The organism is Streptosporangium sp. NPDC002544, from assembly GCF_040295965.1.
Taxonomy (GTDB): domain Bacteria; phylum Actinomycetota; class Actinomycetes; order Streptosporangiales; family Streptosporangiaceae; genus Streptosporangium.
Map to the genome: position 1 here is coordinate 99,627 of NZ_JBEOWJ010000024.1, position 23,944 is coordinate 123,570.

Consider the following 23,944-nt stretch of genomic DNA (forward strand, 5'->3'; position numbering starts at 1 on the left):
TGAATGTGCGGATGCCGGTCCCCTCGGCACCGGTCCGGCTCGCTTCCCCCGCAGGCCGGACTGAGTCAGCGTGGCCACTTGGCCACGGCCTCACCATTCGATGTGGGAACCATAACGGAGCGTGACGTTTGGCGTCCGGGTTCTTGGTGAAGCCATCAGGATGGTGACTCTACGTATATGGGCGAATCGGGATGAGGCCGCGCTACCGTAGCCCTGTGGTTACAGGTCAGCTGAATCTCCCGTTTGACCCCATCGAGCGTGCCGCGAAGACGTGGCGCGTTCACTTCGGGCCCTCCTCGGCCATGGCCGCCGTCACATCGATCATGAGAGCGCAGCAGATCCTGCTGTCGCAACTGGACACGCTGCTCAAACCGCATGACTTGACCTTCGCCAGATACGAGGCCCTGGTGCTGCTGACCTTCAGCAAGACCGGAGCGCTGCCGCTCTCCAGGATCGGCGAGCGTCTGATGGTCCATCCCACGAGCGTGACCAACACCGTGAGCCGCCTGGAAAGTGCCGGTCTGGTACGTCGCATGCCCAATCCCCGCGACGGCCGGGGGGTGCTCGCCGAGATCACCGACCGGGGGCGGGAGGTCGTCCGCGGGGCGACCGCCGACCTGATGGAGGCCGACTTCGCCATGCCCATGTACGGCGAGGATGAGCTGGACCAGATGTTCGACCTCCTCAGAACCCTCCGCGTCGCCGCCGGTGACTTTATGGATGGCGATTAGATGGCGACGCTGCGCGTCGCGGTTCGGGCCTGCCTCTGGCGACGCTAACGCGTCGCGGTGAGGCCGCTCTTACCCGGCTCCTTCCCTCGTCGAGGGAGGTCGCTCGTTCCTCGCGAGTTGTCGGCGACGCTGGCGCGTCGCGGTGAGGCCGCTGGAATCCGGCTCCTTCCCTCGTCGAGGGAGGTCGCTCGTTCCTCGCAACCTCCCTCTCCTCAGTCCAGTCCCCGGCGCGGCCTCACGGGTAGTCCCATGTGATGGTGTGCCTGGCTCGTCCCGTATGGCGATCCTTGGGGTGGTCGCCGGCGGGGCCTCGCTCTCGCCAGGGATTAGTAGGACGTCCTAGTATTTGGGGGAGGCCACAAGCCGGGGGTAAGCCGCTGCCGTACAGGGGGTTGGCCATGGACGCTGAGCAGGTCGAGGCGGGGCGTGCGCGCTGGCAGGCGCGGTTCGACGGGGCTCGCAGGCGTGAGGCCGAGTTCCGCACCCTGTCCGGGCTCGACGTCGAGCCGGTCTACGGTCCGGACGGCGGTGACCCGCGGATGGAGCGCATCGGCTGGCCGGGGGAGTTTCCCTTCACCCGCGGTCTGCACCCCACCGGCTACCGGGGCAAGGCATGGACCATCCGGCAGTTCGCCGGGTTCGGCAACGCGCGGCAGACCAACGAGCGCTACAAGATGATCCTCGCCGCGGGCGGTGACGGGTTGAGCGTGGCCTTCGACATGCCCACGCTGATGGGCCACGACTCCGACGACCCGCGATCGCTCGGCGAGGTGGGCCACTGCGGCGTGGCGATCGACTCCGTGCTGGACATGGACCTGCTCTTCGAGGGCATCCCGCTCGGCGACATCACCACCTCGATGACGATCAGCGGTCCGGCCGTCCCGATCTTCTGCATGTACGTCGTCGCCGCCGAGCGGCAGGGGGTGCCGGTCACCAGGCTCAACGGCACCCTGCAGACCGACATCTTCAAGGAGTACATAGCGCAGAAGGAGTGGCTGTTCGCCCCCGAGCCGCATCTGCGGCTGATCGGCGACCTGATGGAGTTCTGCGCGGCGGAGGTGCCCGCGTACAAGCCGCTCAGCGTCTCCGGCTACCACATCCGCGAGGCCGGGGCCACGGCTGCCCAGGAGCTGGCCTTCACCCTGGCCGACGGGTTCGGCTACGTGGAGCTCGGCCTGTCGCGCGGCCTGGACATCGACGTCTTCGCCCCCGGCCTGTCCTTCTTCTTCGACGCGCACATCGACTTCTTCGAGGAGATCGCCAAGTTCAGGGCCGCCCGGCGGATCTGGGCGCGGTGGCTGCGCGACGTCTACGGGGCCGGCACGGAGAAGGCCCAGTGGCTGCGCTTCCACACCCAGACGGCGGGCGTGTCACTGACCGCGCAGCAGCCGTACAACAACGTGGTGCGCACCGCGGTCGAGGCGCTCGCGGCGGTGCTCGGCGGCACCAACTCGCTGCACACCAACGCGCTGGACGAGGTCCTCGCGCTGCCCTCCACGAGGGCGGCGGAGATCGCGCTCCGCACCCAGCAGGTGCTCATGGAGGAGACCGAGATCGTCAACGTCGCCGACCCGCTCGGCGGATCCTGGTACGTGGAGGCGCTGACCGACCGGCTGGAGGCCGAGGCCGAGGCGATCTTCACGAGGATCCGGGAGATGGGCGCCGACGGCACGATGACCTCGGGCATCCTGCGCGGCATCGAGGACGGCTGGTTCATGTCCGAGATCGCCGAGGCGGCCTTCGACTACCAGCGCAAGCTGGAGAAGGGCGAGAAGAGGATCGTCGGGGTGAACTGCCACACGGCGTCCGTCGACGAGCCGCTGGAGATCCTCCGGGTGGGGCACGAGGTCGAGCGCGAGCAGCGCCGCGTCCTCGCCGAGCGCCGCGCCGCCCGTGACCAGGCGGCCGTGGACGCCGCCCTGGCCGCGATGAGGCGGGCGGCCGGGGCGGCGGGCAACATGATCCCCGCCATGCTCGACGCGGCCAGGGCCGAGGCCACGCTGGGTGAGATCTGCGACGTGTTGCGCGGTGAGTGGGGCGTCTACACCGAACCGGCGCGTTTCTAGTGAGGGCGCGTCGGGGCACCGGCCGGGATACGGCAGGATTGGAACCATGAGCCCAGCGGACTTCACTCGACCCGGATCGCTCTACGGCGCCGTCGATCTCGGCGCTCGCAAGCAGGCACTGGAGGCACAGGCGCGGCGGGAGAGCGCCGCGCAGGAAACCGGCGGTGTTCCGGCGCCGGTCATCGATGTCGACGACGCCAACTTCGCGACCGAGGTCGTAGAACGCTCCATGAACAGCCTCGTGCTGCTGGAGCTCACCGTCACCCGCGCCGAGCAGGCCAAACAGTACAGCCTGCTGCTGGAGAAACTGGCCGCCGAGAACGCCGGCCGGTGGACCCTGGCCAGGGTCGACGTTGAGATCAACCAGCAGATCGCGCAGGCGCTACGGGTACAGAACGTGCCCGCCCTGTACGCCATCTTCCAGGGACAGCCGGTGGCCGTGGTTCCGGGCATCGCCACCGAGCCGCAGCTCCGTGACTGGCTGTCGCAGCTCATGGAGGCGCTGGCGCAGTATCTCCCGCCCCCCGCCGAGGAGGGCCAGGACAAGCAGGAGCAGCCGCAGGAGCCCCCGGTCGACCCGGACGTGCTCGCCGCCGAGCAGGCCGTCGACGCTGGCGACCTCGACGGCGCGGTGGCCGCGTACGAGCGGCTGCTGGCCCGCTCGCCGAACAACCAGGACGCGAAGCTGGGCCTGGCCGGGCTCGGTCTGATCCGCAGGACGCAGGACGTCGACCCGGCCGACCTGCAGAACAGGCTGGCCGACCCCGCGGACATCGAGGCCCAGCTCCTGGCCGCCGACTTCGAGATGCTCTCCGGCGAGGTGGACAGGGCCTTCGACCGGCTCGTCGACGTGGTGCGCCGCACCTCGGGGGCCGAGCGGGACAGGGCCAGGGTGCACCTGCTCGGCCTGTTCGACACGCTCCCCGGAGACGACCCGTCCATCGCCAGGGCCCGCAGGAACCTGGCCAGCGCCCTGTTCTGAGCACCTTGCCTCCGAGTACCCGGCCCGGCGGCCCGCCCCCGGAGCCGTCTTTGGTGACAAGCGTCACGATGGGCCGGGACGAGGTGTTCCGTGACCGCATCTACACGTGCGGGTTCACCACCTCCGGTGCGTACACACCCCTGGTGGTGGCACGATGGAGGCATCCCAACTTAAGTTAGTCGCAAAGGAGCGGATCGGCTGTGGCCACCGTGCCGAGTGTGTCGTACTCCATCACCGTGCGCCTGGAGGTGCCCGCCGGCGGCAAGGCCGTCAGCCAGCTCACCCACGCGGTAGAGTCCGCCGGGGGTGTGGTCACCGCGCTCGACGTGACCACGGCCGGGCATGAGACGCTGCGCATCGACGTCACCTGCGCCGCGCGTGACACCGATCACGCGCAGGCGATCGTGGACAAGCTGGAGGGTGTCGAGGGCGTCGTCATCCACAAGGTCTCCGACCGGACCTTCCTCATGCACCTCGGTGGAAAGATCGAGATGCGGTCGAAGGTGCCGCTGCGCAACCGGGACGAGCTCTCCATGGCGTACACGCCCGGCGTCGCCCGGGTCTCGATGGCCATCGCCCGCAACCCCGAGGACGCCCGCCGCCTGACCATCAAGCGCAACACCGTCGCCGTCGTCACCGACGGCTCGGCGGTGCTCGGCCTGGGCAACATCGGCCCGGCCGCCGGACTCCCCGTCATGGAGGGCAAGGCCGCGCTGTTCAAGCGGTTCGCCGACATCGACGCCTGGCCGATCTGCCTGGACACCCAGGACGTCGACGAGATCGTGCGGACCGTGCAGATCATCGCTCCCGGTTTCGGCGGCATCAACCTGGAGGACATCTCGGCGCCGCGCTGCTTCGAGGTGGAGCGGCGGCTGCGCGAGCTGCTGGACATCCCGGTCTTCCACGACGACCAGCACGGCACCGCGATCTGCGTGCTGGCCGCGCTCACCAACGCGCTGCGCGTGGTCGGCAAGGACCTGGGTGAGGTCCGCATCGCCCTCGCGGGCGCGGGCGCGGCCGGTACGGCGGTGCTGCGACTGCTGCTCGCGGCGGGCGCCCGCAACGTGATCGTCTGCGACTACCTGGGCGCGGTGCACCGCGGGCGCCAGGACCTGGACGACTCGCTCCGGTGGATCGCCGACCACACCAACGCCGATGGCTACGCGGGCGACCTGCGCGGCGCGGTCAAGGGCGCCGACGTGTTCATCGGCGTTTCCGCGCCCGGCATCCTCAACGGTGACGACATCGCCACGATGGCCAAGGACGCCGTGGTCTTCGCGCTCGCCAACCCCGAGCCCGAGGTCTCGCCCGACATCGCTCGTGAGCACGCAGCGGTGGTCGCCACCGGCCGCTCCGACTATCCGAACCAGATCAACAACGTGCTGGCCTTCCCCGGTGTCTTCCGCGGCCTGCTCGACGCGCAGGCCACCGTGGTCAGCCAGGAGATGCTGCTGGCCGCGGCCAAGGCGCTGGCCGACGTGGTGACCACCGAGGAGCTCGGCCCCAACTACATCGTCCCCAGCGTGTTCCACCCGGACGTGTCGGGCGCCGTCGCGGCGGCCGTGCGCGAGTCGGCCGGCGGCCGTGCGCGTACGGGCATGACGGAGGCCTGAGGCCCGTCGTCAGGCCGTCGTCACCGTCCCGTTCCGCGATCTTCGCTCCATGGAGTTCCATCCTGTGCGCGTCGCGTGACGAGCGCATGAGGTCCGGGTCATCAGAAGGGCGGGGGGAGCAGCGCGAAGGGGTGTTCACCCCTCATGATGGAGGTATGGCGGAGGCGATCTACGTCGGTGGGCTTCTGGTGGCCACCCCGCAGCTGGAGGATCCCAACTTCCGGCGCAGCGTGGTCCTGGTGCTGGAGCACGACCTCGATGGCGGCACCCTGGGCGTGGTGCTCAACAGACCGAGTGACATCTCGGTGACCCAGGTGCTGCCGACCTGGGACACCATGGTCACCGGCCCGTCCGTGCTGTTCCAGGGAGGCCCCGTGCAGACCGACAGCGCCTTGGCGCTGGCCGCGGTGCCGAGCGGGCAGGAGCCGCTCGGCTGGCGGCGGCTGCACGCGGGCACCGCGGCGGTCTCCAGGCTCGGCACCGTCGACCTCGACGCGCCGCCGGAGATCCTCGCCGGGGAGATCGCCCAGATGCGCATCTTCGCGGGGTACGCCGGATGGTCGGCCGGGCAGCTGGAGAGCGAGATCGGCGAGGGCGCCTGGTACGTCGTGGACTCGGAGCCCGGCGACACCTTCCACCACGATCCCGAGTCGCTATGGCGGGCCGTGCTCCGCCGCCAGCGGGGCGAGCTGGCCTACGTGGCCACCTGCCCCGACGACCCGTCGATGAACTAGGACAGGACCTAGACCGGGTGCCCGGGGCGGTCCCAGCCGGGGCGCAGGGAGCGTTCGGCCAGGGCGAGGGTCGACTCCAGGCGGGCGGCGAGGGCCTTGACGTCGTTGATGTCGGCGGGTTCGCAGAGCTCGAAGCCGACCCGGGCGACGGCGGTGAAGAGCGCCACCACGAAGTGGGGCAGGAGGTCGTCGGGGCCGGTGCCCTGGCGCCTGCTGATCTCGGCGATCAGCCGCCGCTCGTTCTCCAGCAGCCGGCGCACGCTTCCCGCGAAGAGCGCGGGGGTGCTGTCGATCACTTCGCGGGCCCTGAGGAACCTGGCGGTGTCGTCGAGATCCCCCTCCTGGAGCATGGTGACCATCGCGCGCACGGCGTGTGAGAGCGCGGTGAACGGCGCCTCGTCGGCCGGGCGGGTGGCCAGCTCGGCGAGCATGGTCTCCTGCCCGTCGGCGGCCAGGGACAGGGCGACGTCCTCCTTGGTGGCGAAGTAGCGGAAGAACGTGCGCGGAGAGACGTCCACGGCCGCGGCGATCTGGTCGACGGTCGTCGCCTCGTACCCCTGCTCAAGGAAGAGGGAGAGGGCGGCGTCGATCAGTGCCAGCCGGGTCTTCTGCTTCTTGCGCTCGCGAAGGCCTGGCCGACGCATGCTCGTCACCACCTCGAAACGTATAGTTCACAGTCTGCCATAAGTCACCTGCTGCCTCATAAAAGAATTTGTCACTTGTCAGTGACTGTCATAAATTACCTCCGGTTGACGTCCCACGCGGGGGCGGACGAAAGATCGCAGGGGGGACCCTTCCATGGCGCAGGCCAAGACGGTGGCCACGACACCACCACCACCGGATCCGGGCAGATCATCCAGGCAGGGGCACCCGTGGCTGACGCTGCTGGCGGTCTCCCTCGGCGTGATGATGGTGATGCTCGACGGCACCGTCGTCGCCATCGCCAACCCGGTGATCGGCAAGGAGCTCAACGCCTCCCTCGCCGACCTGCAGTGGGTGACCAGCGGTTACCTGCTCGCGCTCGCCGTGTTCCTGATCACCGCCGGCAAGCTCGGCGACCTGTTCGGGCACAAGCGGATCTTCGTGATCGGCATCGCGGGCTTCGCGCTCACCTCCCTGGCCATCGGCCTGTCCGACTCCATCACCTGGCTGATCGCCTTCCGCGTCCTGCAGGGGCTCTTCGGCGCCCTGCTGCAGCCCGCGGCCCTGGCCCTGCTCCGCGCGGCCTTCCCCGCGGAGAAGCTGAACATGGCGATCGGCGTCTGGGGTGCGGTGATCGGCCTGTCCAGCGCCGCCGGTCCCATCGTCGGCGGCCTGCTGGTGGAGCACGTCAACTGGCAGTCGGTCTTCTTCATCAACGTCCCGGTCGGCATCGTCGCCCTGGCCGTCGGGTTCCTGGTGATCAAGGAGAGCAGGGCGGCCTCGCTGTCCAGGATCGACTGGCTCGGCGTGGTCCTGCTCTCCGGTGCCATGTTCTGCATGGTCTGGGCGATCATCAAGGCCCCCGAGTACGGCTGGGGCGACACCAGGACGCTCGGCTTCCTGGCCGGTGCCGTGGTGCTCGGCGCCGCGTTCGTCTACTGGCAGACCAGGGCCACCGAGCCGCTCATCCCGCTCAGCCTGTTCGGCAACGCCTCGGTCGCGATCGGCACCGTGCTGATGGTGCTGGTGGCGTTCTCGATGTTCGGCGCGATGTTCTTCCTCACCTTCTACTTCCAGGGCGTGCACGGCCTGTCACCGCTCGACTCGGGTATGCGGATGCTCCCGATGAGCGCGGGCATGATCGTCGCCTCACCGCTGGCGGGCCTGGCGATCGGCAAACTCGGCCCGAAGATCACGATCTCGGCGGGCATGCTGATCACGGCCGTGGCCATGTTCCTCCTCTCCCGCCTGGGCATGGACGCGGGTTACGTCGACAGCGCGATCCCGTTCGTGCTGCTCGCCTTCGGCCTCTCCCCGGTGATGGTCGGCGCCACCGAGATCATCGTGGGCAACGCCCCGGAGGAGCTCAGCGGCGTGGCGGGCGGCGTGCAGCAGTCGGCGATGCAGGTCGGAGGCTCGATGGGCACCGCGGTGCTCGGCGCGATCGTCGCGGCCAAGGTGGCCGACGTGCTTCCCGGCTACTGGACGGCCGCCAAGCTCCCGGAACTCCCCGCCGAGCAGATGGAACTGGTCAAGCAGGGCGCCTCCTACGCCCAGGCCGGTGCGGCCCCCGGCACGCCCGAGCCGATCATGCAGGCCATCACCGGCGTCGTGCACTCGTCCTTCCTGGACGGCATGCACCTCGGCTTCACGGTCAGCACCGGGGTGGCGGTCCTCGCGGCGCTGCTCGCGCTCTTCGTCAGGGCGGGCCGCAAGAGCGAGGGCGCCGCGATCCACATGGGCTGAAAGCCCTCGAACACGGCTCCCGCCCCAGGCCCGGCGCTCGATCGCCGGGCCTGGGGCGTCGCGTCGGTGACCGGGGCGCGGCGGTGCGGGCATAAAATCACCAGAGTGAGTACGAAGATTCTCCCTGAGAGCGACGTCCGGCCGGACCTGTCGCACGGCGACGGCGACCACGAGCGCTTCGCCCACTACGTCGAGAAGAACAAGATCATGGAGAGCGCGCTGAGCGGGACACCGGTCCGCGCGCTCTGCGGGAAGGTCTGGGTGCCCAACCGCGACCCCCAGAAGTTCCCGGTCTGCCCGGAGTGCAAGGAGATCTACTCGGGTCTGCCGAAGGGTGAAGACGGCAACAAGGAGTGAGTGTTGCTCGTGGGTGATCGCCACCGATGAGGCTACGGTCGGGATGTCGCCGGGGGGCGGCGAGCGACCAGTGGCTGGGATCTGTCGGGGGAGTCCATGTTTCGGCGTGCGATCGCCGTTCTTTCCGCATGCCTGTTGGCGGTGCCCGTTCCCGGCCGAGAACCCGCCGCGCCCGGGTGCGCCCTCGCCTCCGGAGCGGCTCACGTCATGGTGCGGGGGGCGGTCCGCCCCGTGCCGCCGGGGCGTGGGCCCGAGCCGCCCATGCCATCCCCGGTGTCATCCCCCGCGCCGTTCGTCGCGCCGCCCGCCCGCCTGCCCGTCGACGGACGGTCCCGGTCGAGATCGCTTCCGCTCGTGCTTCCGGTCACCGTGCCCACCTGGGTGCACGTCATCACCGACGGTCGCCTCGGCGCCCCCGACTTCGCCGTACGCGACCAGCTCGCCACGCTCAACGCCGCCTACTCCGGGCAGTTCGGCGGGGCGGACACCGGGATCCGGTTCAGGCTGGAGGGCATCACCCGCACCGTCAACCCGGCCTGGTTCCGCGACCCCGTCACCCACGAGCGGGCGATCAAGCGGATGCGCAGGGGTGGCCCCGAGACGCTCAACCTCTACCTCGCCCAGCTCAGCGAGCTGGTGCTCGGCTACTCCACCTACCCCTACGGATACCGGAAGGAGCCGGCTCTCGACGGCGTGGTCGTCGACTGGCGCAGCCTGCCCGGCGGGGCGATGCGCAGCTTCGACCGGGGGTTCACCGGGGTCCACGAGATCGGTCACTGGCTCGGACTGCTGCACACCTTCGAGAAGGGCTGCGAGGCCACGGGCGACGGCGTTGCCGACACCGCGCCCGAGGGGAAGCCCACCGAGGGCTGCCCGCTGGTCAAGGACACCTGCGAGGGGGACGGGCCCGACCCGATCCACAACTTCATGGACTACTCCGACGACCGCTGCATGTCCGGGTTCACCTCCGGCCAGGCTCTCAGGATGCAGGAGATGTGGGTCGCACACCGAGAGCCGGGGCGGACACTACCCTTGACAGGTGACAGTACCGAAGGCACTTGACGCTCCGTACGAATCCCCCCGGCTCTTCGGCCCCCAGTACCGCACCGCCTCCCTCGGCATCCTGCTCGTCGTCACGCTGATCGGTTTCGAGGGCATGTCCGTGGGCACGGTCATGCCCGCCGTCTCGGCGGATCTCGACGCCCTGGACCTGTACGGGATGAGCTTCTCGGCCTTCCTCATCTCCGGCCTGCTCGCCAACGTCGTCGCCGGCCTCTGGTCCGACCGGAGGGGGCACGCCTGGCCGTTCCTGCTCGGCGTGGGACTGTTCACCGCCGGTATGGCCCTGGCCGGGGCCGCCGGGACCAAGGAACTGTTCATCGTGGCGCGGGCGGTGCAGGGCCTCGGCGGCGGCGCCGTCATCGTGGCGATCTACGTGATGATCGCGCGGGTCTACGTCCCCGAGACCAGGCCCCGGGTGTTCGCCGCGCTGTCGGCCGCCTGGGTGCTCCCCGCCCTGCTCGGGCCGGCCCTCAGCGGGATCATCGCCGAGACGGCCGGCTGGCGGTGGGTCTTCTACGGCATCGTGCCGCTCGTCGTCCCCGCCCTCGTGATGCTCCTGCCCGCGCTGCGGGCCCGGCAGGACCAGGCACCCGAGCCCTCCACCGGGCCCCGGTCCAGGCCGCTGGCGATGACCCTGGCCGCCATCGCCACGGCGGGCGGTGGCGGGGCGCTGCTGTACGGCGTGGACCGCCTGCAGAGCACCCCGGTGCCCGGCGGGGTCGCCGTCGTGGCCGGGCTGGTGTTCCTCGCCGTGGGGCTGCCCAGGCTGCTGCCACCCGGGGCACTCAGGTTCGGCCGCGGCCTGCCCACCACGATCATGATGCGCGGGGTGCTCGCCTCGGCCTTCTTCGCGGTCAACTCCTTCATCCCGCTGCTCCTGACCGAGGTGCGAGGCTTCTCCGTCGCCGAGGCGGGGGTCGCGCTCACCACCGGCGCCCTGGGCTGGACCACCGGCTCCTACCTGCAGAGCCGCCGTTCATACGATCGGCCCCTGCTGGTCGGGATCGGCTCCGCGGCGATCACCGCGGGCATCCTGCTGACCCTGCTCGCGCTCGTACCCGGTATCACCGGCTGGGTCACCGTGCCCGCCTGGGTCGTCGCCGGGTTCGGCATGGGCATCGGCACCACCAGTATCAACATCACCGCGATGCGCCAGTCACCCGACGCGGAGCAGGGCGCCAACTCCGCCGCGCTCCAGGTCGTCGACACCCTGGGCGGTGCTCTCACCATCGGTTTCGCCGGCGTCCTGATCAACCTGATCGGCCACGACGACATCGCCACCGGCTACACCACGATCGTCGTCCTGATGGCCTCCCTGGGGCTCTTCGGGGTGATCGTGGCCCGGCGTATGCGGGACATCTCATGACTCATTGGTCACTCCTGTAACAGCGATCACCCATAGCCGGACCACGCCGTGGGATGCATGGTAGGACGGTAGGACCGTGACCGCCGGGAGGAGGCCCCGTGCACGAACGACCTCGCCGGTCGGACCCGTTGGACGAGCCCGGTCGTGACGGGGGGCGCCGGTCCCGGCGGGCCAGAAAGGCCGCCCAGAAGGCCGCGCGGAAGGCGGAAGACCAAGGGTGGCCGCCCGGCGACCCGGACCTCGACGACGAGCGCCGTCCCTGGCCGCCGCCGGAGTCCGAGCCGTCCGACAGCCGCTCCCACCTCACCTGGCCTCCCCGGATACCCGAGCCCGGCGACGACCTCCCGCCCTCGGCCCGCTGGTACGGCACGCCCATCGCCCCGCCCCAGCCCCGCCCCGGGCGCCTGCGCGGCCTGCTGCTCGTACTGCTCACCCTGGTCGTCGGCGGCGGTGTCATCGCCGGCGCGGTCGTGCTGGTGCTGCGGTCGGTGCCGGACCCGCCGCCGGGGCGGGTGACCGATCCGGTCGCGGGGGTCGGCTACCGGCTGCCGGAGGGCTGGCTCGCGGGCACGGTGCCGCCCGTCACGGGGTTCACCTCGATCGCGGGCGACGGGGTCAACACGACGGTGATGGTCAGGCCGGCGGAGCCCGCGGCCGACGTGCGCGCCGCCGCGGCCGAGCTCAGCGACCTGTACGGGCGGCTCCTGCTCCACGGCGACAAGGTGAAGGTCGTGGACGACACGGAGATCGCCGTGGGGGCGCGCACCGGGCACGCCCGCTCGCTGCGCGCCGAGTACCTGGACATCGTGAACCGGCCGGCCTACCTTCGCGTGGTCTTTCTCACAGGTGGCGGCGGGCGCCCGGTGGTCGTGGTCGGGGTGGCCCAGCCGGACGATCCCGTGTCGCGGGCCAAGATCGATACAGTGATCGCAGGTCTGGGCTGACGTCTGGCCTCCGTGAGCCGCGGCGTGCCCCGTCGATCGGCGGCGACGCGGCGGGCGAAGGATCCGGGGGACGGAACCCCTAGCACGTGGAGGCGACCTTGGCGAGGATCTCGGCCGATCGGCACGTCTTGTCGGCGACGCAGATTACTCTGGTGACACTGTGAGCACTTTCGCCGCATCCCACCTCTCGCCTTCATATCCGGACCGTGCCGCCTGGGGCACCGCGCCGAAGCTTCGCGCGTGGCAGCAGGAGGCCTTTGACCTGTACTCCAGCCGTGAGCCGCGTGACTTCCTCGCGGTCGCCACGCCGGGTGCGGGCAAGACGACCTTCGCGCTCCGCATCGCCAGCGACCTGCTGTCCAGAGGGATGATCCGGGCTGTGACCATCGTCACACCGACGGAGCATCTCAAGCAGCAGTGGGCGGACGCCGCGGGCAGGGTCGGCATCGCGATCGACCCCGAGTTCAAGAACAGCCAGGGCGCGACCTCCCGCGACTACGTCGGGGTGGCCATCACCTACGCCCAGGTGTCGATGCATCCGGCACTGCACCGCGCACGCACCGAGGCGCGCAAGACGCTCGTGATCTTCGACGAGATCCACCACGCGGGCGACGCGAAGTCCTGGGGCGACGGCGTACGGGAGGCGTTCGAGCCCGCCGCCCGGCGCCTCGCCCTGACCGGCACCCCCTTCAGGTCCGACATCAACCCGATCCCCTTCGTCACCTACGCCGAAGACGGCGACGGGGTCAGGCGCAGTGTCTCCGACTACTCCTACGGTTACGGTCCCGCGCTCGCCGACGGTGTTGTCCGCCCGGTCATCTTCCTCGCCTACGCCGGTGAGATGCGCTGGCGGACCCGCGCCGGCGACGAGATCGCCGCGACCCTCGGCACCCCGCTCACCAAGGACCAGCTCGGCCAGGCGTGGCGGGCCGCGCTCGACCCGAAGGGCGAGTGGATTCGCCAGGTCCTCCGGGCGGCCGACCGGCGGCTGACCGAGGTGCGCAGGGGCGTGCCCGACGCCGGTGCCCTGGTCATCGCCACCGACCACGAGACCGCCCGCGCCTACGCCCGCCACATCAGGACCATCACCGGCGAGGGCGCCACGGTCGTGCTCTCCGACGACCCGGCGGCCTCCAAGAAGATCAAGGAGTTCTCCGCCTCCGAGCAGCGCTGGCTGGTCGCGGTCCGGATGGTCTCCGAGGGCGTCGACATCCCGCGCCTGGCCGTCGGCGTCTACGCCACGAGCATCTCGACCCCGCTCTTCTTCGCGCAGGCGGTCGGCCGCTTCGTCCGCGCCCGCAAGAGAGGCGAGACCGCGTCCGTCTTCGTGCCCTCGGTACCGACCCTGATGGGGCTGGCGGCGGAGCTGGAGGCCGAGCGCGACCACGTGCTCGACCGCAAGCCCCCGGAGGAGGGGCTGGACGACTTCCTGTTGGAGGACGCCCAGCGCAAAAAGGACAATCCCGACGTCCTGGGTGACGAGCTGCCGTTCGAGACCCTGGAGGCGGTCGCCACCTTCGACCGGGTGCTCTTCGACGGCGGCGAGTTCGGCAGCGCCGCGGAGACCGGCTCCCCCGAGGAGGAGGACTTCCTCGGCCTGCCGGGTCTGCTGGAGCCCGACCAGGTCCGCACCCTGCTGAGCAAGCGCCAGTCCGATCAGCTGAAGGCCAGGCGGAACAGGCCCGAGCCCAAGGAGCCGCAGCTCGCCCCGCACGAGCTGATCGCCAACCTCCGCAAGGAGCTCAACGGCCTCGTCGGCGCCTGGAACCACCGCACCGGCCAGCCGCACGGCGTCATCCACGCCGAGCTCCGCAGGTCCTGTGGCGGTCCCGCCATCGCGCAGGCCTCCGCGGAGCAGATCCAGGAGCGGATCGACAAGATCCGCCACTGGGCCACCCAGCGCTCCCACTGACCCGGCCACCGGGTCGCACCGGCGTTCGCGCCGGGCGCGGCCCGGTCAGCCGAGGGCGATCGGCCTGCCGGTCCGGCCGTCGATCGCCCGGAACCCGCCCTCGCCGCGCACCGGTTGCGCGAGTGGCACCTGAAGGGAGGCCACGCCGCCGGTGACGCTCACCGGCCGCGTCGTGGCGCCCGAGGTACGACTCTCCGCCTCGCCGTCGCGCATCCAGACCCTGATCGTGCGGTTCCGGTGGCGCAGGACCACGGTCGCGGTGTCGCACTCGTCGGCCCTGGCCGTCCAGAAGAGCGTCACACCCCGCAGCGCGCCCTGGCGGCGGGCCAGCCGCACTCGCTCGGGAGCGGGCATCCTGCCGGGGCAGGAGGCGCTCCGCACGTCCCGGGCGCCCTGCTGAGCCGCCTGCGGTGCCGGGGCCGGAGCCGGTATCCGGGCCGCCGAGGGCGAGGGCGCGGCGATGAGGGTCCGCGGGGGAATCTGGATCGTGGTGGTGGTCCAGATCGTGGCCACCTCCAGTGAGACCAGCGCCAGCACGCTCGTCAGCCGCACCAGCGTCCCGCCGCGAAAAAGGTTCCACAGGCACAGCGGGGTCAGCACCAGCCAGGAGACACCGAGCACGAACATATGAGGTCACCACCGGTAGTAAGAGGTCTCAGCTCTCCGTGATACTCCTGTCGCGGCGGGTGGTGGTCGGATTTACCCACCCATGCCGATCCGGTAGTCGTTCGAATGCCCGGAGTGGGCACTCCTGACGGCCTTCCCCCGCCGGGCTCCCGGACAGGACGGGGAACCGTGCCAAGGGGGTACGACCGTCAGGCCGGGCGGACCACCGGGGTGCCGGTGAGACGGGCTCCGGCGGAGCCGAGCTCGGCGAGGGCGGCCTCGGTGGTCGGGGCGGCCACCCCCGCGGTGAGATCCAGCAGCACCCGGACGGAGAGGCCGTGCGCGAGCGCGTCCAGGGCGGTGGCCCGCACACAGTGGTCGGTGGCGATGCCGACGACGTCCACCGTGTCCACGCCGCGCTCGCCGAGCCAGTCGGCCAGGCTCGTACCGTCGGGGGTGACGCCCTCGAAGCCGCTGTAGGCGGCGGCGTGGGCCCCCTTGCTGAACACCTCCTCCACCCGTCCGGTGTCGAAGGCGGGATGGAAGTCCGAACCGGCCGTCCCGACGACGCAGTGGACGGGCCAGGAGTTCACGTAGTCGGGTTCGGCGGCGAAGTGGGAGCCGGGGTCCACATGGTGGTCGCGGGTGGCCACGACGTGGTCGTAGCCGTGCGAGGCGGTGTACCGGGAGATGGCGGCGGCCACCTCGGCGCCGCCGCCGACCGGAAGGCTGCCGCCCTCGCAGAAGTCGTTCTGGACATCGACGATGATCAGTGCGGTTGGCATGCGGTCAGTCAAACACGGTGGGCAGCGCGGCGTAGCCCCGGGAGAGCTGGTGGGCGTTGGCCGGCAGCTCGGCGAGGGCCTCTCGGTGCCGCGCGCGGGCCGCGTCCAGCTTCTCGCGGCCGACGATCTCGCCCTTCCTGACCAGCGGGACCTGCAGCGGACGGGCGTCCGCGGGAAGGTCGGCGGAGACGGTGACCAGCTCGGCGACCGCCGTGCCCGCCGGGTCGAGCCTGCGGAAGGCGTTCTTGCGGCCACCCCTGCTGGGCTTGCCCACCGACCTCTTGGCCACCGGCCGCATGGTCCCGCCGGCGTCGGCGCGGGCGACGAGCTTGTAGACCAGGGCGGCGGTGGGCGAGCCTGAGCCGGTGACCAGCGACGTGCCGACGCCGTAGCCGTCCACGGGCGCGGCCGACAGCGCCGCGATGGCGTACTCGTCGAGGTCGCTGGTGACGATGATCCGGGTCTGCTGCGCGCCGAGCGCGTCGAGCTGCTCGCGGACCTCGTGGGCCACCTGGACGAGGTCGCCGGAATCGAGGCGGACGGCGCCGAGGGAGGGGCCGGCCACTTCCACCGCGGTCCGTACGGCCTGGGCCACGTCGTAGGTGTCGACCAGCAGCGTGGTGCCGGTGCCGAGGGAGGTGATCTGGGCCTGGAAGGCCTGCTCCTCGGAGTCGTGGAGCAGGGTGAACGCGTGGGCCGCGGTCCCGGCCGTCGGCACGCCGTACGCGCGGCCCGCCATGAGGTTGGAGGTGGAGGAGAACCCGCAGAGGTAGGCGGCCCGCGCGGCGGCCACGGCCGCCGCCTCGTGGGTACGTCGCGAGCCCATCTCGATGATCGGCCTGGTCCCGGCGGCGCCGACCATGCGAGCGGCGGCGGCGGCGATCGCGCAGTCGTGGTTGAGCACCGACAGGATCACGGTCTCCAGCAGCACCGCCTCGGCGAACGTGCCCTCCACCGTCATGATCGGGGAACCGGGGAAGTAGCACTCGCCCTCGGCGTAGCCGTCCACGTCCCCCGAGAACCGGTATCCGGCGAGGAAGGCCAGGGTGGGCTCGTCGACAATCCGGTTGTCTTCGAGGAACGCCAGCGACTCCTCGTCGAAGCGGAAGGACTCCAGCGCCTCCAGCACCCGGCCGGTACCCGCGACGACCCCGTAGCGCCGCCCACCGGGCAGCTGCCGCGCGAACACCTCGAAGACCGTCCGCCTGGAGGCGGCGCCGCTTCTCAGCGCCGCCTCCAGCATCGTCAGCTCATAGTGATCGGTAAGCAACGCGGTGCTCATGCTCTCTGTCACGAGTCGAAGACTAATCCCGGGGTAGGGCAGACTGGTGAATGTGGGTAGCACCGCTCCAACAGAGGTCGAGCGTCCGTCAATCGACGTAAGACCCGATCTGCCATGGTTGACGATCGTCTGGAACGACCCGGTCAACCTGATGTCCTATGTGACGTACGTCTTCCGGACCGTCTTCGGGTACTCCAAGGAGAAGGCGGAGAAGTTGATGCTCGACGTGCATCACAAGGGCAAGGCGGTGGTCTCCAGCGGCACCCGTGAGGAGATGGAGCGCGACGCGCAGATCATGCACTCCTACGGGCTGTGGGCCACGGTCCAGCGGGATTCGTGAGCGGGCGGGCGGTCCGGTGCCGCCCGTCGCGGTCCGTCGTCGTGCGGCGGCGGGCGGCGGGCCGATCCCAGACGACGGGCGGGTCTCTGGCGGAGCCCGCGAGGAATGGTGGGCGAGAGATGAGTTCGGGGTTCAAGCCGGGGCGCGAGGGCGGCGTGGTCACGGGTTTCGACGCCGCCGAGGTGTCGATCCTGCGCTCGCTGGTCACCCAGACCCTGGGCCTGATAGAGCCGGGGGAGACCGGCGACGATCCGCTGGAGAGGGCGCTCGGCATCGGCGCGTCCGAGCAGTCCAACGATCCGGTGCTGGCCAGGCTGTTCCCCTCGGCGTACGAGGACGGTGAGGCGGCCGCGGAGTTTCGCCGGTACACCGAGGCGACGCTGCGCGAGGGCAAGCGGGCCGACGCCAAGGCGATGCTCGACAGCGCCGAGCCCGGCCGGGTCGAGCTGACCAGGGAGCAGGCGGAGGCGTGGATGCGCGCGCTGAACGACGTGCGGCTCACGCTCGGCACCCGGCTGGAGGTGACCGAGGAGGTGCACGACGAGATCGCCGACATGTCGGAGCACGACCCCCGTTATCCGGTGTACGTCATCTACGACTGGCTGACCTACCTCCAGGACACCCTGGTCCGAGCCCTTTGGTAGCTTTCAGGCATGCTCACGATCTCTCGGGAACTGGTTGACAAGATCATCGCGCACGCTCGGGCGGACCACCCCGACGAGGCCTGCGGTGTGATCGCCGGGCCCGTCGGTTCCGACTCTCCCGAACGGTTCATCGCCATGGAGAACGCCGAGCGGTCGCCGACGTTCTACCGGTTCGACTCGCTGGAGCAGCTGCGCGTCTGGCGGGAGATGGACGACCGCGACGAGGAGCCGGTGGTGATCTACCACTCGCACACCGCCACCGAGGCATACCCCTCCCGCACCGACATCTCCTACGCCGCCGAGCCGGGAGCCCACTACGTGCTGGTCTCCACCCGAGAGGAGCTGGGTGCGGAGGCCGAGTTCCGCTCGTACCGGATCGTCGACGGTGTGGTGAGCGAGGAGAAGGTGACGATCACCTCCGGGTGACCGTCCCGGGTGTACGGCCGTGTGGTGGATTGTCCCTTTGGGTAAGCTGGTGGGCATGCTGACCGCCGCCCCGAGCCAGGAGGACGTCGTGCGCTCGCGTCCCGGCCCCCGGGCACGGCACGCGGGCATCGCGCCCGTACAGAACTTCCTGTTCGCGCACACGCCTTTCGTGGTCGTCTACGACTGTCGCTGACCGGCTTTTCTGGAATCCCCCGGTGCTCGCCGGTGTTCCGAAACCGGTGGGCTATCACTCCCATGACGACACAAGGAGATTGACCCGCGATGGCCATTGAGGTTCGCATTCCGACCATCCTGCGCACCTACACCGACGGTGCCAAGGCCGTCGACGCCAAGGGCGCCACGCTCGAGGAGCTGATCGGCGACCTGGAGGCCCGGCACCCCGGGCTGAAGGAGCGCCTGGTCGACAAGGGTGCGCTGCGCCGCTTCGTGAACGTCTACCTGAACGACGAGGACGTCCGATTCCTGGGCGGGCTGGAGACCCCGGTCGCCGACGGCGACACGGTCACCGTCCTGCCCGCCGTGGCCGGCGGCTCCCGCTAGTGCGCGGTGCCGCCCGCCTCGCGAGATCTCACGAGGCGGGCGGCGCACCTCGCTGTCGTTGGTAGGACTACAGAGGCGGAAGCCGTACACCATGCGCTTTGACTCACTGATCGACTCGGTAGGCCGGACCCCGATGGTCGGCCTGCCCAGGCTCTCGCCCTCGGAGGACGTGCGGATCTGGGCCAAGCTCGAAGACCGCAACCCGACAGGTTCGATCAAGGACCGTCCGGCGCTGTGGATGATCGAGCAGGCGGAGAAGGACGGGCTCCTCTCACCGGGCTGCACCATCCTCGAACCCACGAGCGGCAACACCGGCATCTCGCTGGCGATGTCCGCCCGGCTCAAGGGTTACCAGCTGATCTGCGTGATGCCGGAGAACACCTCCGAGGAGCGCCGCCAGCTGCTGCGCATGTGGGGGGCGCAGATCATCTCCTCGCCCGCGGCGGGCGGCTCCAACGAGGCGGTCAGGGTCGCCAAGGGGCTGGCCGCCGAGAACCCCGACTGGGTGATGCTCTACCAGTACGGCAACCCGGCCAACTGGCGCTCGCACTACGAGTCGACCGGGCCGGAGATCCTGGAGGACCTGCCCTCCGTCACCCACTTCGTGGCCGGTCTGGGCACCACGGGCACCCTGATGGGCGTCGGCCGGTTCCTGCGCGAGCACGTCCCCGACGTGAAGATCGTCGCCGCCGAGCCGCGTTACGGCGAGCTGGTGTACGGCCTGCGCAACGTCGACGAGGGCTTCATCCCCGAGCTGTACGACGCCGAGGTCCTGACCACGCGCTTCTCCGTCTCCTCCGCCGACGCGCTGCGGCGCACCCGGGAGCTGCTGGCCGCAGAGGGCATCTTCGCCGGGGTCTCCACCGGAGCCGCGCTGCACGCCGCGCTCGGCATGGCGGCCAAGGCCGTCAAGGCGGGGGAACGGGCCGACATCGTCTTCGTGGTCGCGGACGGCGGCTGGAAGTACCTGTCCACCGGTGCCTACGAGGGGACGCTGGACGAGGCCGAGGAGCGGCTCGAAGGCCAGCTCTGGGCCTGATGTGAGGTTTCCGCGACGGGTCGGGCGGCGGGTTCCGTGAGGCCTGTGGCGGGAACGGCACCGGGCGCCGGATGACAGGTGAACGATGAAGGGCGGGCGTCCCGGTGGGACGCCCGCCCTTCATCGTTCCCGAGGGGAACCGAGGGGGAGCTACTCGTTGAGCAGGAGCCGCAGCGAGAAGGTCGCCTCGCTGCCCGACTGGGTGCCGCTCACGCCCACACCGCGCAGCACCTGGAGGTTGGCCTTCTCGTCGCCCTGCAGGCCTTCGAGATAGAGCTTCTCAATCTTGTCCAGGTCGACGAAGACGGCGAAGGTCGCCTCGTCGGCGTTGGGGATCGCGAGCTGGAAGGTCTCGCTGTCGCCCAGGGCGCCGTCCTTGTCGAGCTCGGCGGCGTACTCCTGCGAGCTGGCCAGGACGAAGGTGCCGTCACCGGGGACCTTGGCGAACTGCGGGACGGCCGTCCCGGTGGCGGCAAGGTACTTCTCGATCTTGCCGACGACCTCCTGCGCCTTGGCCGGGTCGGTGACGACCTTCGCGCCGAACTTCGGCTGGTCGCCGTCGAGGCCGCCTGCGTCCAGCGCGAGGGTGATGTTCTTGCCGAGCAGCGTCACCAGGTCGTCGGGGAGCGACAGTCCGGCCTGCTGCTTGGCCTGGTCGACGAACTGCTGCACGCCGCCGCCACCGGCCGCGTCGGCCGACTTCATGAGCTGCGTCCACTGCTTGCCGATCACCTCGCCGAGACCGGAGATCGAGACCGCGCCGGCGGTGGAGGCCGGAAGCGTGCTGATCCGGGAGGCCTCGGGGGTGCCCATGTCCAGATTCTGGGCGCCGCGGCTGATGCCCGCGAGCTCGATGTACCCGCTGTCGAAGCGGAGGGCGCCGGCCACCCGGACGTTCTTGATCTGGGCGAGGGTGGCGGGGTCCTGGGACGCCACTTCGGGAGTCAGCTGGGCGATCTTGCCGGCGTCCGCCCAGAAGGAGAGGACGCCGGTCTCGCCGAGGGCGCTCAGGTCCTCGGAGAAGGTGGCGTTCTCCGACAGCGGCGCGGCGGCCGCGGCCTGGTCGGCCTCCGCCTGGGTGGGGCTGAGCAGCGCGTAGTCGTCGCGGAAGGCGATGCCGTACTTCTCCTTGCCCATCAGCTTGGCGATACCTGCCTTGGCCTTGTCCTGGTCGGTGACCTGGACGGCCACCACGGCACTGGGCTCCTTGGCACCCTTGGCGGCCGGCACCGCGGCCACGCCGACGCGGACGCCGAGCCACGGCTCGATGTCGGTGGCGTAGTTCACCTTGCCGAGGCTGCCGGACTCCTTCTTCAGCAGGTCGAAGATGGCCTGGCGCGGGTCGTCGCCGGTGAAGGAGTCCTTGGTGACGGTGAACTTCCTGGCGATGCCGAACAGCGCCAGCTTCTGGTTCGCGGCCGGGTCGAGGTCAAGGCGTACGTAGCCGATGGCGTTGGCGGGCAGCACGTCGTGCGGCTGCGTGCCGCCGCCGCTGAGCAGGCTGACCGCGAAGACGCCGCCGCCGCCCACGAGGACCACGACCAGCGCGACGATCGCCGCGAGCAGCCAGCCCTTACCGCCCTTGCGGGGCGGGGTTCCGGTCGGCTGTCCCGGGCCCAGGAAGTCGGGGCCCTGCTGCCAGTTCCCCGCCTGCTGCGGATAGGTCTGCTGGCCGTAGTTCTGCTGCTGATAGCCGGGCTGCTGCTGGCCATAGGACTGGCCGGTCGGCTGTCCGTAGTTCTGCTGGCCGGCCGGCTGCCCGTATTTCTGCTGGCCGTACGCCTGCTGGGGGTTCTGCTGGGGCTGGCCCTGCTGCGGGTAGGGCTGCCCCTGCTGGTAACCCTGCTGGGGCTGGGGGTATCCGGGCTGGCCGTTCTGGGGGTAGACCTGCGTGTGCGGTTGGTCGCTTCGCTGCGCGCCCTCGTTCCAACGGTAGGCGATCGTCCTGTCGGGCTGCTGATCCGGCGTGGGCGACTGGTCTGGGGGATTGTTGGCAGGCATGATCACTCACAATGTGGACTTCGTGGATATGGAGAAGTTAGTGCACTTTGCTAGCAAGCCGCTTGCATTGAACTAACCATGTGATTGGTGCATCTAAGCGGGATTGAGCTCGCTTGCTAGGGATTCGTCAGGTCTTACCGCACTGTTTCCGCAGGTGATCGTCATGTCCTTCTCCCTGTGGGCTTCGACTTTTCCGCCGCCCTGGGCGGTTCGGGAAACCGCGGGGAATCTTGCGACTCGGGTGCCCTCGGCCTCATTTCGGGCCCGGGTCCGGCCCAGGTGGTGGAGCGTCCGGGGGGCCGGGGAGGCGAAGGCGGCGGGGAGTAGGTAAAGTGAGCCGTCTAGAACAAGGTTCGGGAGCGTGCATGACGAAGTTCGACGAGGCGACAGGGGCCATTCGGGTGGACGAGACCACCTACGACGTGTGTCTCGACCCCGGATACTCGATCGGCGGCCCACTCAACGGCGGCTACCTGATGGCCGTGCTGCTGCGCGCGGTCGTGGACGCCTCCCCCCATGAGCACCCGGTGACCACCAGTGCCCAGTTCCTGCGCGCCGCCGTCCCCGGCCCCGCGCAGGTGCGCCTGGAGCAGATCAAGACCGGCCGCACCGCCACGATGACCCGGGCCAGCCTGGTCAGGGACGGCGACTCCATCATCGAGTGCCTCGTCACGACCGCGACCCTCGGCGGCGCCGCCCCCGACTGGACGGACGGGCCCTCGGTGGCGATGCCGCCGATGGAGCAGTGCCTCCGGCTGCCCGCCCCCAAGACCGAGTCGAACATGACGCTCAACGCCCAGATGGACCTGGCGTTCGACCCTCCGACCATCGGCTGGCTCGACGGCAGGCCCAGCGGCCGCCCCGAGGCCCGCGCCTACTTCCGGATGGCCGAGCCGCAGGATCCCGACCCGTACGTGCTGGCGCTGGCCGTGGACTGCCTGCCGCCGGTGGTCTTCTCCGCCGGAGAGCGCGGCTGGGCCCCCACCGTCGACCTCACCTGGCACCTGCGCGCCCTGCCCGCTCCCGGCTGGCTGACCCTCATCGCCGGAGGCAGGCTGATCAGTGACGGCTGGTTCGACGAGGACGTCGAGGTCTGGGACTCCACCGGCCGCCTGGTCGCCCAGTCCCGCCAGCTGGCCCGGGTCGGCCGGGGCTGACCCTCGCGGAGCCGGCCGGGCGAGACCGGAAAAGTACCCGGCCGAGTCGGCAATCGGCGGTGTGAGGATTCTTACCGTGTTCGATCGACCCAGGTCGCCTAGCCTTGGGAACTGTGTCGCAAGCAAGCGTTGGAATCTTTGACAGTGGTGTCGGCGGCCTCACGGTGGCTCGGGCGATCATCGATCAGTTGCCCAACGAGTCGGTCCTCTACGTGGCGGACACGGCGAGGCAGCCGTACGGCCCCAAGACCATTGCGCAGGTCCGCGCCTACGCGCTGGAGGTGATGGATCACCTCGTCGAGCACGATGTGAAGATGCTGGTGATCGCGTGCAACAGCGCCAGCGCCGCGGTGCTCCGCGACGCCCGCGAGCGCTACGACGTGCCGGTCGTCGAGGTGATCCAGCCGGCCACCCGCCGTGCCGTACGCGCCACCCGCAACGGCAGGGTCGGGGTGATCGGGACCAGGGCCACCATCGAGTCGATGGCGTACCACGACGCGTTCGCCGCGGCCCCCGACGTCCGGCTGACCACAGTGGCGGCGCCGCGCCTGGTGGAGTTCGTCGAGCGCGGGGAGACCATGAGCGAGGAGCTCATCGCCGTCATCCGCGAGTATCTGGAGCCGGTGCTCGCCGACCGGTGCGACACGTTGATCCTGGGATGCACGCACTACCCGCTCCTCGTCGGGCCGATCTCCTACGTGGTGGGAGACGGCGTCACGCTGGTGTCCAGCGCCGACGAGACGGCCAAGGACGTGTACCGCATCCTGCACGACCGGGGTCTGGCCGCCGTAGGGGGCGCGCCCAGACACCGTTTCCGCGCCACCGGAGACGCGGACCTCTTCGCCGACCTCGGACGACGGTTCCTCGGACCGGAGATCGAGGCGGTCGAGGCGGCGTTGGTGGGGGATGTTTCAAACAACGGGCATCGTGCGTGACGGTGCTCCGGCG

At 70.2% G+C, this 23,944-nt stretch carries 24 protein-coding genes; 19 read left to right on the forward strand and 5 right to left on the reverse strand.

Annotated elements, in window-relative coordinates; genetic code table 11:
* Positions 1-191: 191 nt before the first annotated feature.
* The 5 genes from ABT061_RS31380 (at position 192) to ABT061_RS31400 (ending at position 6,126) form a co-directional block, all read left to right on the forward strand.
* Positions 192-731 carry a MarR family winged helix-turn-helix transcriptional regulator gene (locus ABT061_RS31380; protein ID WP_350924761.1) on the forward strand — a complete coding sequence of 180 codons (540 nt, stop codon included), beginning with the start codon at positions 192-194 and terminating at the stop codon, positions 729-731.
* Positions 732-1,129: 398 nt separating this feature from the next.
* On the forward strand, positions 1,130-2,797 hold the full coding sequence (gene icmA, locus ABT061_RS31385) for a coenzyme B12-dependent isobutyryl-CoA mutase large subunit (RefSeq protein WP_350924763.1): 1,668 nt from the start codon (positions 1,130-1,132) through the stop codon (positions 2,795-2,797).
* A 46-nt stretch (positions 2,798-2,843) separates the two neighbouring features.
* Complete coding sequence (locus ABT061_RS31390; RefSeq protein ID WP_350924766.1) at positions 2,844-3,779, forward strand: tetratricopeptide repeat protein; 936 nt, start codon at positions 2,844-2,846, stop codon at positions 3,777-3,779.
* Positions 3,780-3,979: 200 nt separating this feature from the next.
* Positions 3,980-5,392 carry an NAD-dependent malic enzyme gene (locus ABT061_RS31395; protein ID WP_350924768.1) on the forward strand — a complete coding sequence of 471 codons (1,413 nt, stop codon included), beginning with the start codon at positions 3,980-3,982 and terminating at the stop codon, positions 5,390-5,392.
* A 155-nt stretch (positions 5,393-5,547) separates the two neighbouring features.
* Entirely contained in the window at positions 5,548-6,126 is a 579-nt protein-coding gene (locus ABT061_RS31400; RefSeq protein ID WP_343975538.1) for a YqgE/AlgH family protein, read from the forward strand.
* 8 nt (positions 6,127-6,134) lie between these two features.
* Here the strand turns inward: ABT061_RS31400 and ABT061_RS31405 are convergent, their stop codons facing one another.
* Positions 6,135-6,770: a TetR family transcriptional regulator gene (locus ABT061_RS31405; protein WP_350924770.1), complete on the reverse strand. Its 636-nt coding sequence runs from the start codon at positions 6,768-6,770 to the stop codon at positions 6,135-6,137.
* A 154-nt stretch (positions 6,771-6,924) separates the two neighbouring features.
* Here ABT061_RS31405 and ABT061_RS31410 point away from each other — a divergent pair, with 154 nt between their 5' ends.
* The 6 genes from ABT061_RS31410 to ABT061_RS31435 all read left to right on the forward strand — a co-directional run bounded on the left by ABT061_RS31410 (position 6,925) and on the right by ABT061_RS31435 (position 14,155).
* Complete coding sequence (locus ABT061_RS31410) at positions 6,925-8,514, forward strand: DHA2 family efflux MFS transporter permease subunit (RefSeq protein WP_350924772.1); 1,590 nt, start codon at positions 6,925-6,927, stop codon at positions 8,512-8,514.
* Positions 8,515-8,619: 105 nt separating this feature from the next.
* Positions 8,620-8,871: a DUF3039 domain-containing protein gene (locus tag ABT061_RS31415; protein WP_030906465.1), complete on the forward strand. Its 252-nt coding sequence runs from the start codon at positions 8,620-8,622 to the stop codon at positions 8,869-8,871.
* A 354-nt stretch (positions 8,872-9,225) separates the two neighbouring features.
* Entirely contained in the window at positions 9,226-9,933 is a 708-nt protein-coding gene (locus ABT061_RS31420) for a zinc metalloprotease (RefSeq protein WP_350924775.1), read from the forward strand.
* Positions 9,911-11,299 (forward strand): MFS transporter, encoded by a 1,389-nt coding sequence (locus ABT061_RS31425; protein WP_350924777.1) that lies wholly within the window; start codon positions 9,911-9,913, stop codon positions 11,297-11,299. Before ABT061_RS31420 ends, ABT061_RS31425 begins: the two co-directional genes overlap by 23 nt.
* Positions 11,300-11,397: 98 nt before the next feature.
* On the forward strand, positions 11,398-12,243 hold the full coding sequence (locus tag ABT061_RS31430) for a hypothetical protein (protein WP_350924779.1): 846 nt from the start codon (positions 11,398-11,400) through the stop codon (positions 12,241-12,243).
* 160 nt (positions 12,244-12,403) lie between these two features.
* Positions 12,404-14,155 (forward strand): DEAD/DEAH box helicase, encoded by a 1,752-nt coding sequence (locus ABT061_RS31435; RefSeq protein WP_350924781.1) that lies wholly within the window; start codon positions 12,404-12,406, stop codon positions 14,153-14,155.
* A gap of 45 nt (positions 14,156-14,200) precedes the next feature.
* Here ABT061_RS31435 and ABT061_RS31440 read toward each other — a convergent pair whose 3' ends face one another.
* The 3 genes from ABT061_RS31440 to ABT061_RS31450 form a co-directional block, all read right to left on the reverse strand.
* Positions 14,201-14,782: a hypothetical protein gene (locus ABT061_RS31440; protein WP_350924783.1), complete on the reverse strand. Its 582-nt coding sequence runs from the start codon at positions 14,780-14,782 to the stop codon at positions 14,201-14,203.
* Between the two features lie 188 nt (positions 14,783-14,970).
* Entirely contained in the window at positions 14,971-15,546 is a 576-nt protein-coding gene (locus ABT061_RS31445) for a nicotinamidase (protein ID WP_350924785.1), read from the reverse strand.
* 4 nt (positions 15,547-15,550) lie between these two features.
* Positions 15,551-16,828, reverse strand: coding sequence for a nicotinate phosphoribosyltransferase (locus tag ABT061_RS31450; RefSeq protein WP_502991517.1), 1,278 nt, complete (start codon positions 16,826-16,828; stop codon positions 15,551-15,553).
* 52 nt (positions 16,829-16,880) lie between these two features.
* Between ABT061_RS31450 and clpS the strand changes: the two genes are divergently transcribed.
* The 6 genes from clpS to ABT061_RS31480 all read left to right on the forward strand — a co-directional run bounded on the left by clpS (position 16,881) and on the right by ABT061_RS31480 (position 19,838).
* On the forward strand, positions 16,881-17,168 hold the full coding sequence (gene clpS / locus ABT061_RS31455; RefSeq protein ID WP_030906445.1) for an ATP-dependent Clp protease adapter ClpS: 288 nt from the start codon (positions 16,881-16,883) through the stop codon (positions 17,166-17,168).
* A 119-nt stretch (positions 17,169-17,287) separates the two neighbouring features.
* On the forward strand, positions 17,288-17,812 hold the full coding sequence (locus tag ABT061_RS31460) for a DUF2017 domain-containing protein (protein ID WP_030906442.1): 525 nt from the start codon (positions 17,288-17,290) through the stop codon (positions 17,810-17,812).
* A gap of 9 nt (positions 17,813-17,821) precedes the next feature.
* Entirely contained in the window at positions 17,822-18,238 is a 417-nt protein-coding gene (locus ABT061_RS31465; protein ID WP_343975506.1) for a M67 family metallopeptidase, read from the forward strand.
* Positions 18,239-18,275: 37 nt separating this feature from the next.
* Positions 18,276-18,431 carry a hypothetical protein gene (locus tag ABT061_RS31470; protein WP_350924791.1) on the forward strand — a complete coding sequence of 52 codons (156 nt, stop codon included), beginning with the start codon at positions 18,276-18,278 and terminating at the stop codon, positions 18,429-18,431.
* 89 nt (positions 18,432-18,520) lie between these two features.
* Positions 18,521-18,799 (forward strand): MoaD/ThiS family protein, encoded by a 279-nt coding sequence (locus ABT061_RS31475; protein WP_030906436.1) that lies wholly within the window; start codon positions 18,521-18,523, stop codon positions 18,797-18,799.
* 91 nt (positions 18,800-18,890) lie between these two features.
* Positions 18,891-19,838, forward strand: a complete 948-nt coding sequence (locus ABT061_RS31480) for a PLP-dependent cysteine synthase family protein (RefSeq protein ID WP_343975498.1) — start codon at positions 18,891-18,893, stop codon at positions 19,836-19,838.
* Between the two features lie 150 nt (positions 19,839-19,988).
* Here the strand turns inward: ABT061_RS31480 and ABT061_RS31485 are convergent, their stop codons facing one another.
* Positions 19,989-21,839 (reverse strand): DUF3352 domain-containing protein, encoded by a 1,851-nt coding sequence (locus ABT061_RS31485; protein WP_350924794.1) that lies wholly within the window; start codon positions 21,837-21,839, stop codon positions 19,989-19,991.
* A 365-nt stretch (positions 21,840-22,204) separates the two neighbouring features.
* Here ABT061_RS31485 and ABT061_RS31490 point away from each other — a divergent pair, with 365 nt between their 5' ends.
* Together ABT061_RS31490 and murI are read left to right on the forward strand one after the other, a co-directional pair.
* A complete protein-coding gene (locus tag ABT061_RS31490) occupies positions 22,205-22,996 on the forward strand; it encodes a thioesterase family protein (RefSeq protein WP_350924795.1) in 792 nt (263 codons plus the stop codon).
* 188 nt (positions 22,997-23,184) lie between these two features.
* Complete coding sequence (gene murI / locus ABT061_RS31495) at positions 23,185-23,931, forward strand: glutamate racemase (RefSeq protein ID WP_502991515.1); 747 nt, start codon at positions 23,185-23,187, stop codon at positions 23,929-23,931.
* Positions 23,932-23,944: the final 13 nt, after the last annotated feature.

Coding starts and splice junctions, on each gene's coding strand:
- ABT061_RS31400 (WP_343975538.1), top strand. CDS start 5,548: ATGGCGGAGGCGATCTACGTCGGTGGGCTTCTGGTGGCCACCCCGCAG.
- icmA (WP_350924763.1), top strand. CDS start 1,130: ATGGACGCTGAGCAGGTCGAGGCGGGGCGTGCGCGCTGGCAGGCGCGG.
- ABT061_RS31445 (WP_350924785.1), bottom strand. CDS start 15,546: ATGCCAACCGCACTGATCATCGTCGATGTCCAGAACGACTTCTGCGAG.
- ABT061_RS31380 (WP_350924761.1), top strand. CDS start 192: ATGAGGCCGCGCTACCGTAGCCCTGTGGTTACAGGTCAGCTGAATCTC.
- ABT061_RS31475 (WP_030906436.1), top strand. CDS start 18,521: ATGGCCATTGAGGTTCGCATTCCGACCATCCTGCGCACCTACACCGAC.
- ABT061_RS31410 (WP_350924772.1), top strand. CDS start 6,925: ATGGCGCAGGCCAAGACGGTGGCCACGACACCACCACCACCGGATCCG.
- ABT061_RS31390 (WP_350924766.1), top strand. CDS start 2,844: ATGAGCCCAGCGGACTTCACTCGACCCGGATCGCTCTACGGCGCCGTC.
- ABT061_RS31405 (WP_350924770.1), bottom strand. CDS start 6,770: ATGCGTCGGCCAGGCCTTCGCGAGCGCAAGAAGCAGAAGACCCGGCTG.
- ABT061_RS31440 (WP_350924783.1), bottom strand. CDS start 14,782: ATGTTCGTGCTCGGTGTCTCCTGGCTGGTGCTGACCCCGCTGTGCCTG.
- ABT061_RS31450 (WP_502991517.1), bottom strand. CDS start 16,828: ATGAGCACCGCGTTGCTTACCGATCACTATGAGCTGACGATGCTGGAG.
- ABT061_RS31465 (WP_343975506.1), top strand. CDS start 17,822: ATGCTCACGATCTCTCGGGAACTGGTTGACAAGATCATCGCGCACGCT.
- ABT061_RS31485 (WP_350924794.1), bottom strand. CDS start 21,839: ATGCCTGCCAACAATCCCCCAGACCAGTCGCCCACGCCGGATCAGCAG.
- ABT061_RS31460 (WP_030906442.1), top strand. CDS start 17,288: ATGAGTTCGGGGTTCAAGCCGGGGCGCGAGGGCGGCGTGGTCACGGGT.
- ABT061_RS31490 (WP_350924795.1), top strand. CDS start 22,205: ATGACGAAGTTCGACGAGGCGACAGGGGCCATTCGGGTGGACGAGACC.
- ABT061_RS31480 (WP_343975498.1), top strand. CDS start 18,891: ATGCGCTTTGACTCACTGATCGACTCGGTAGGCCGGACCCCGATGGTC.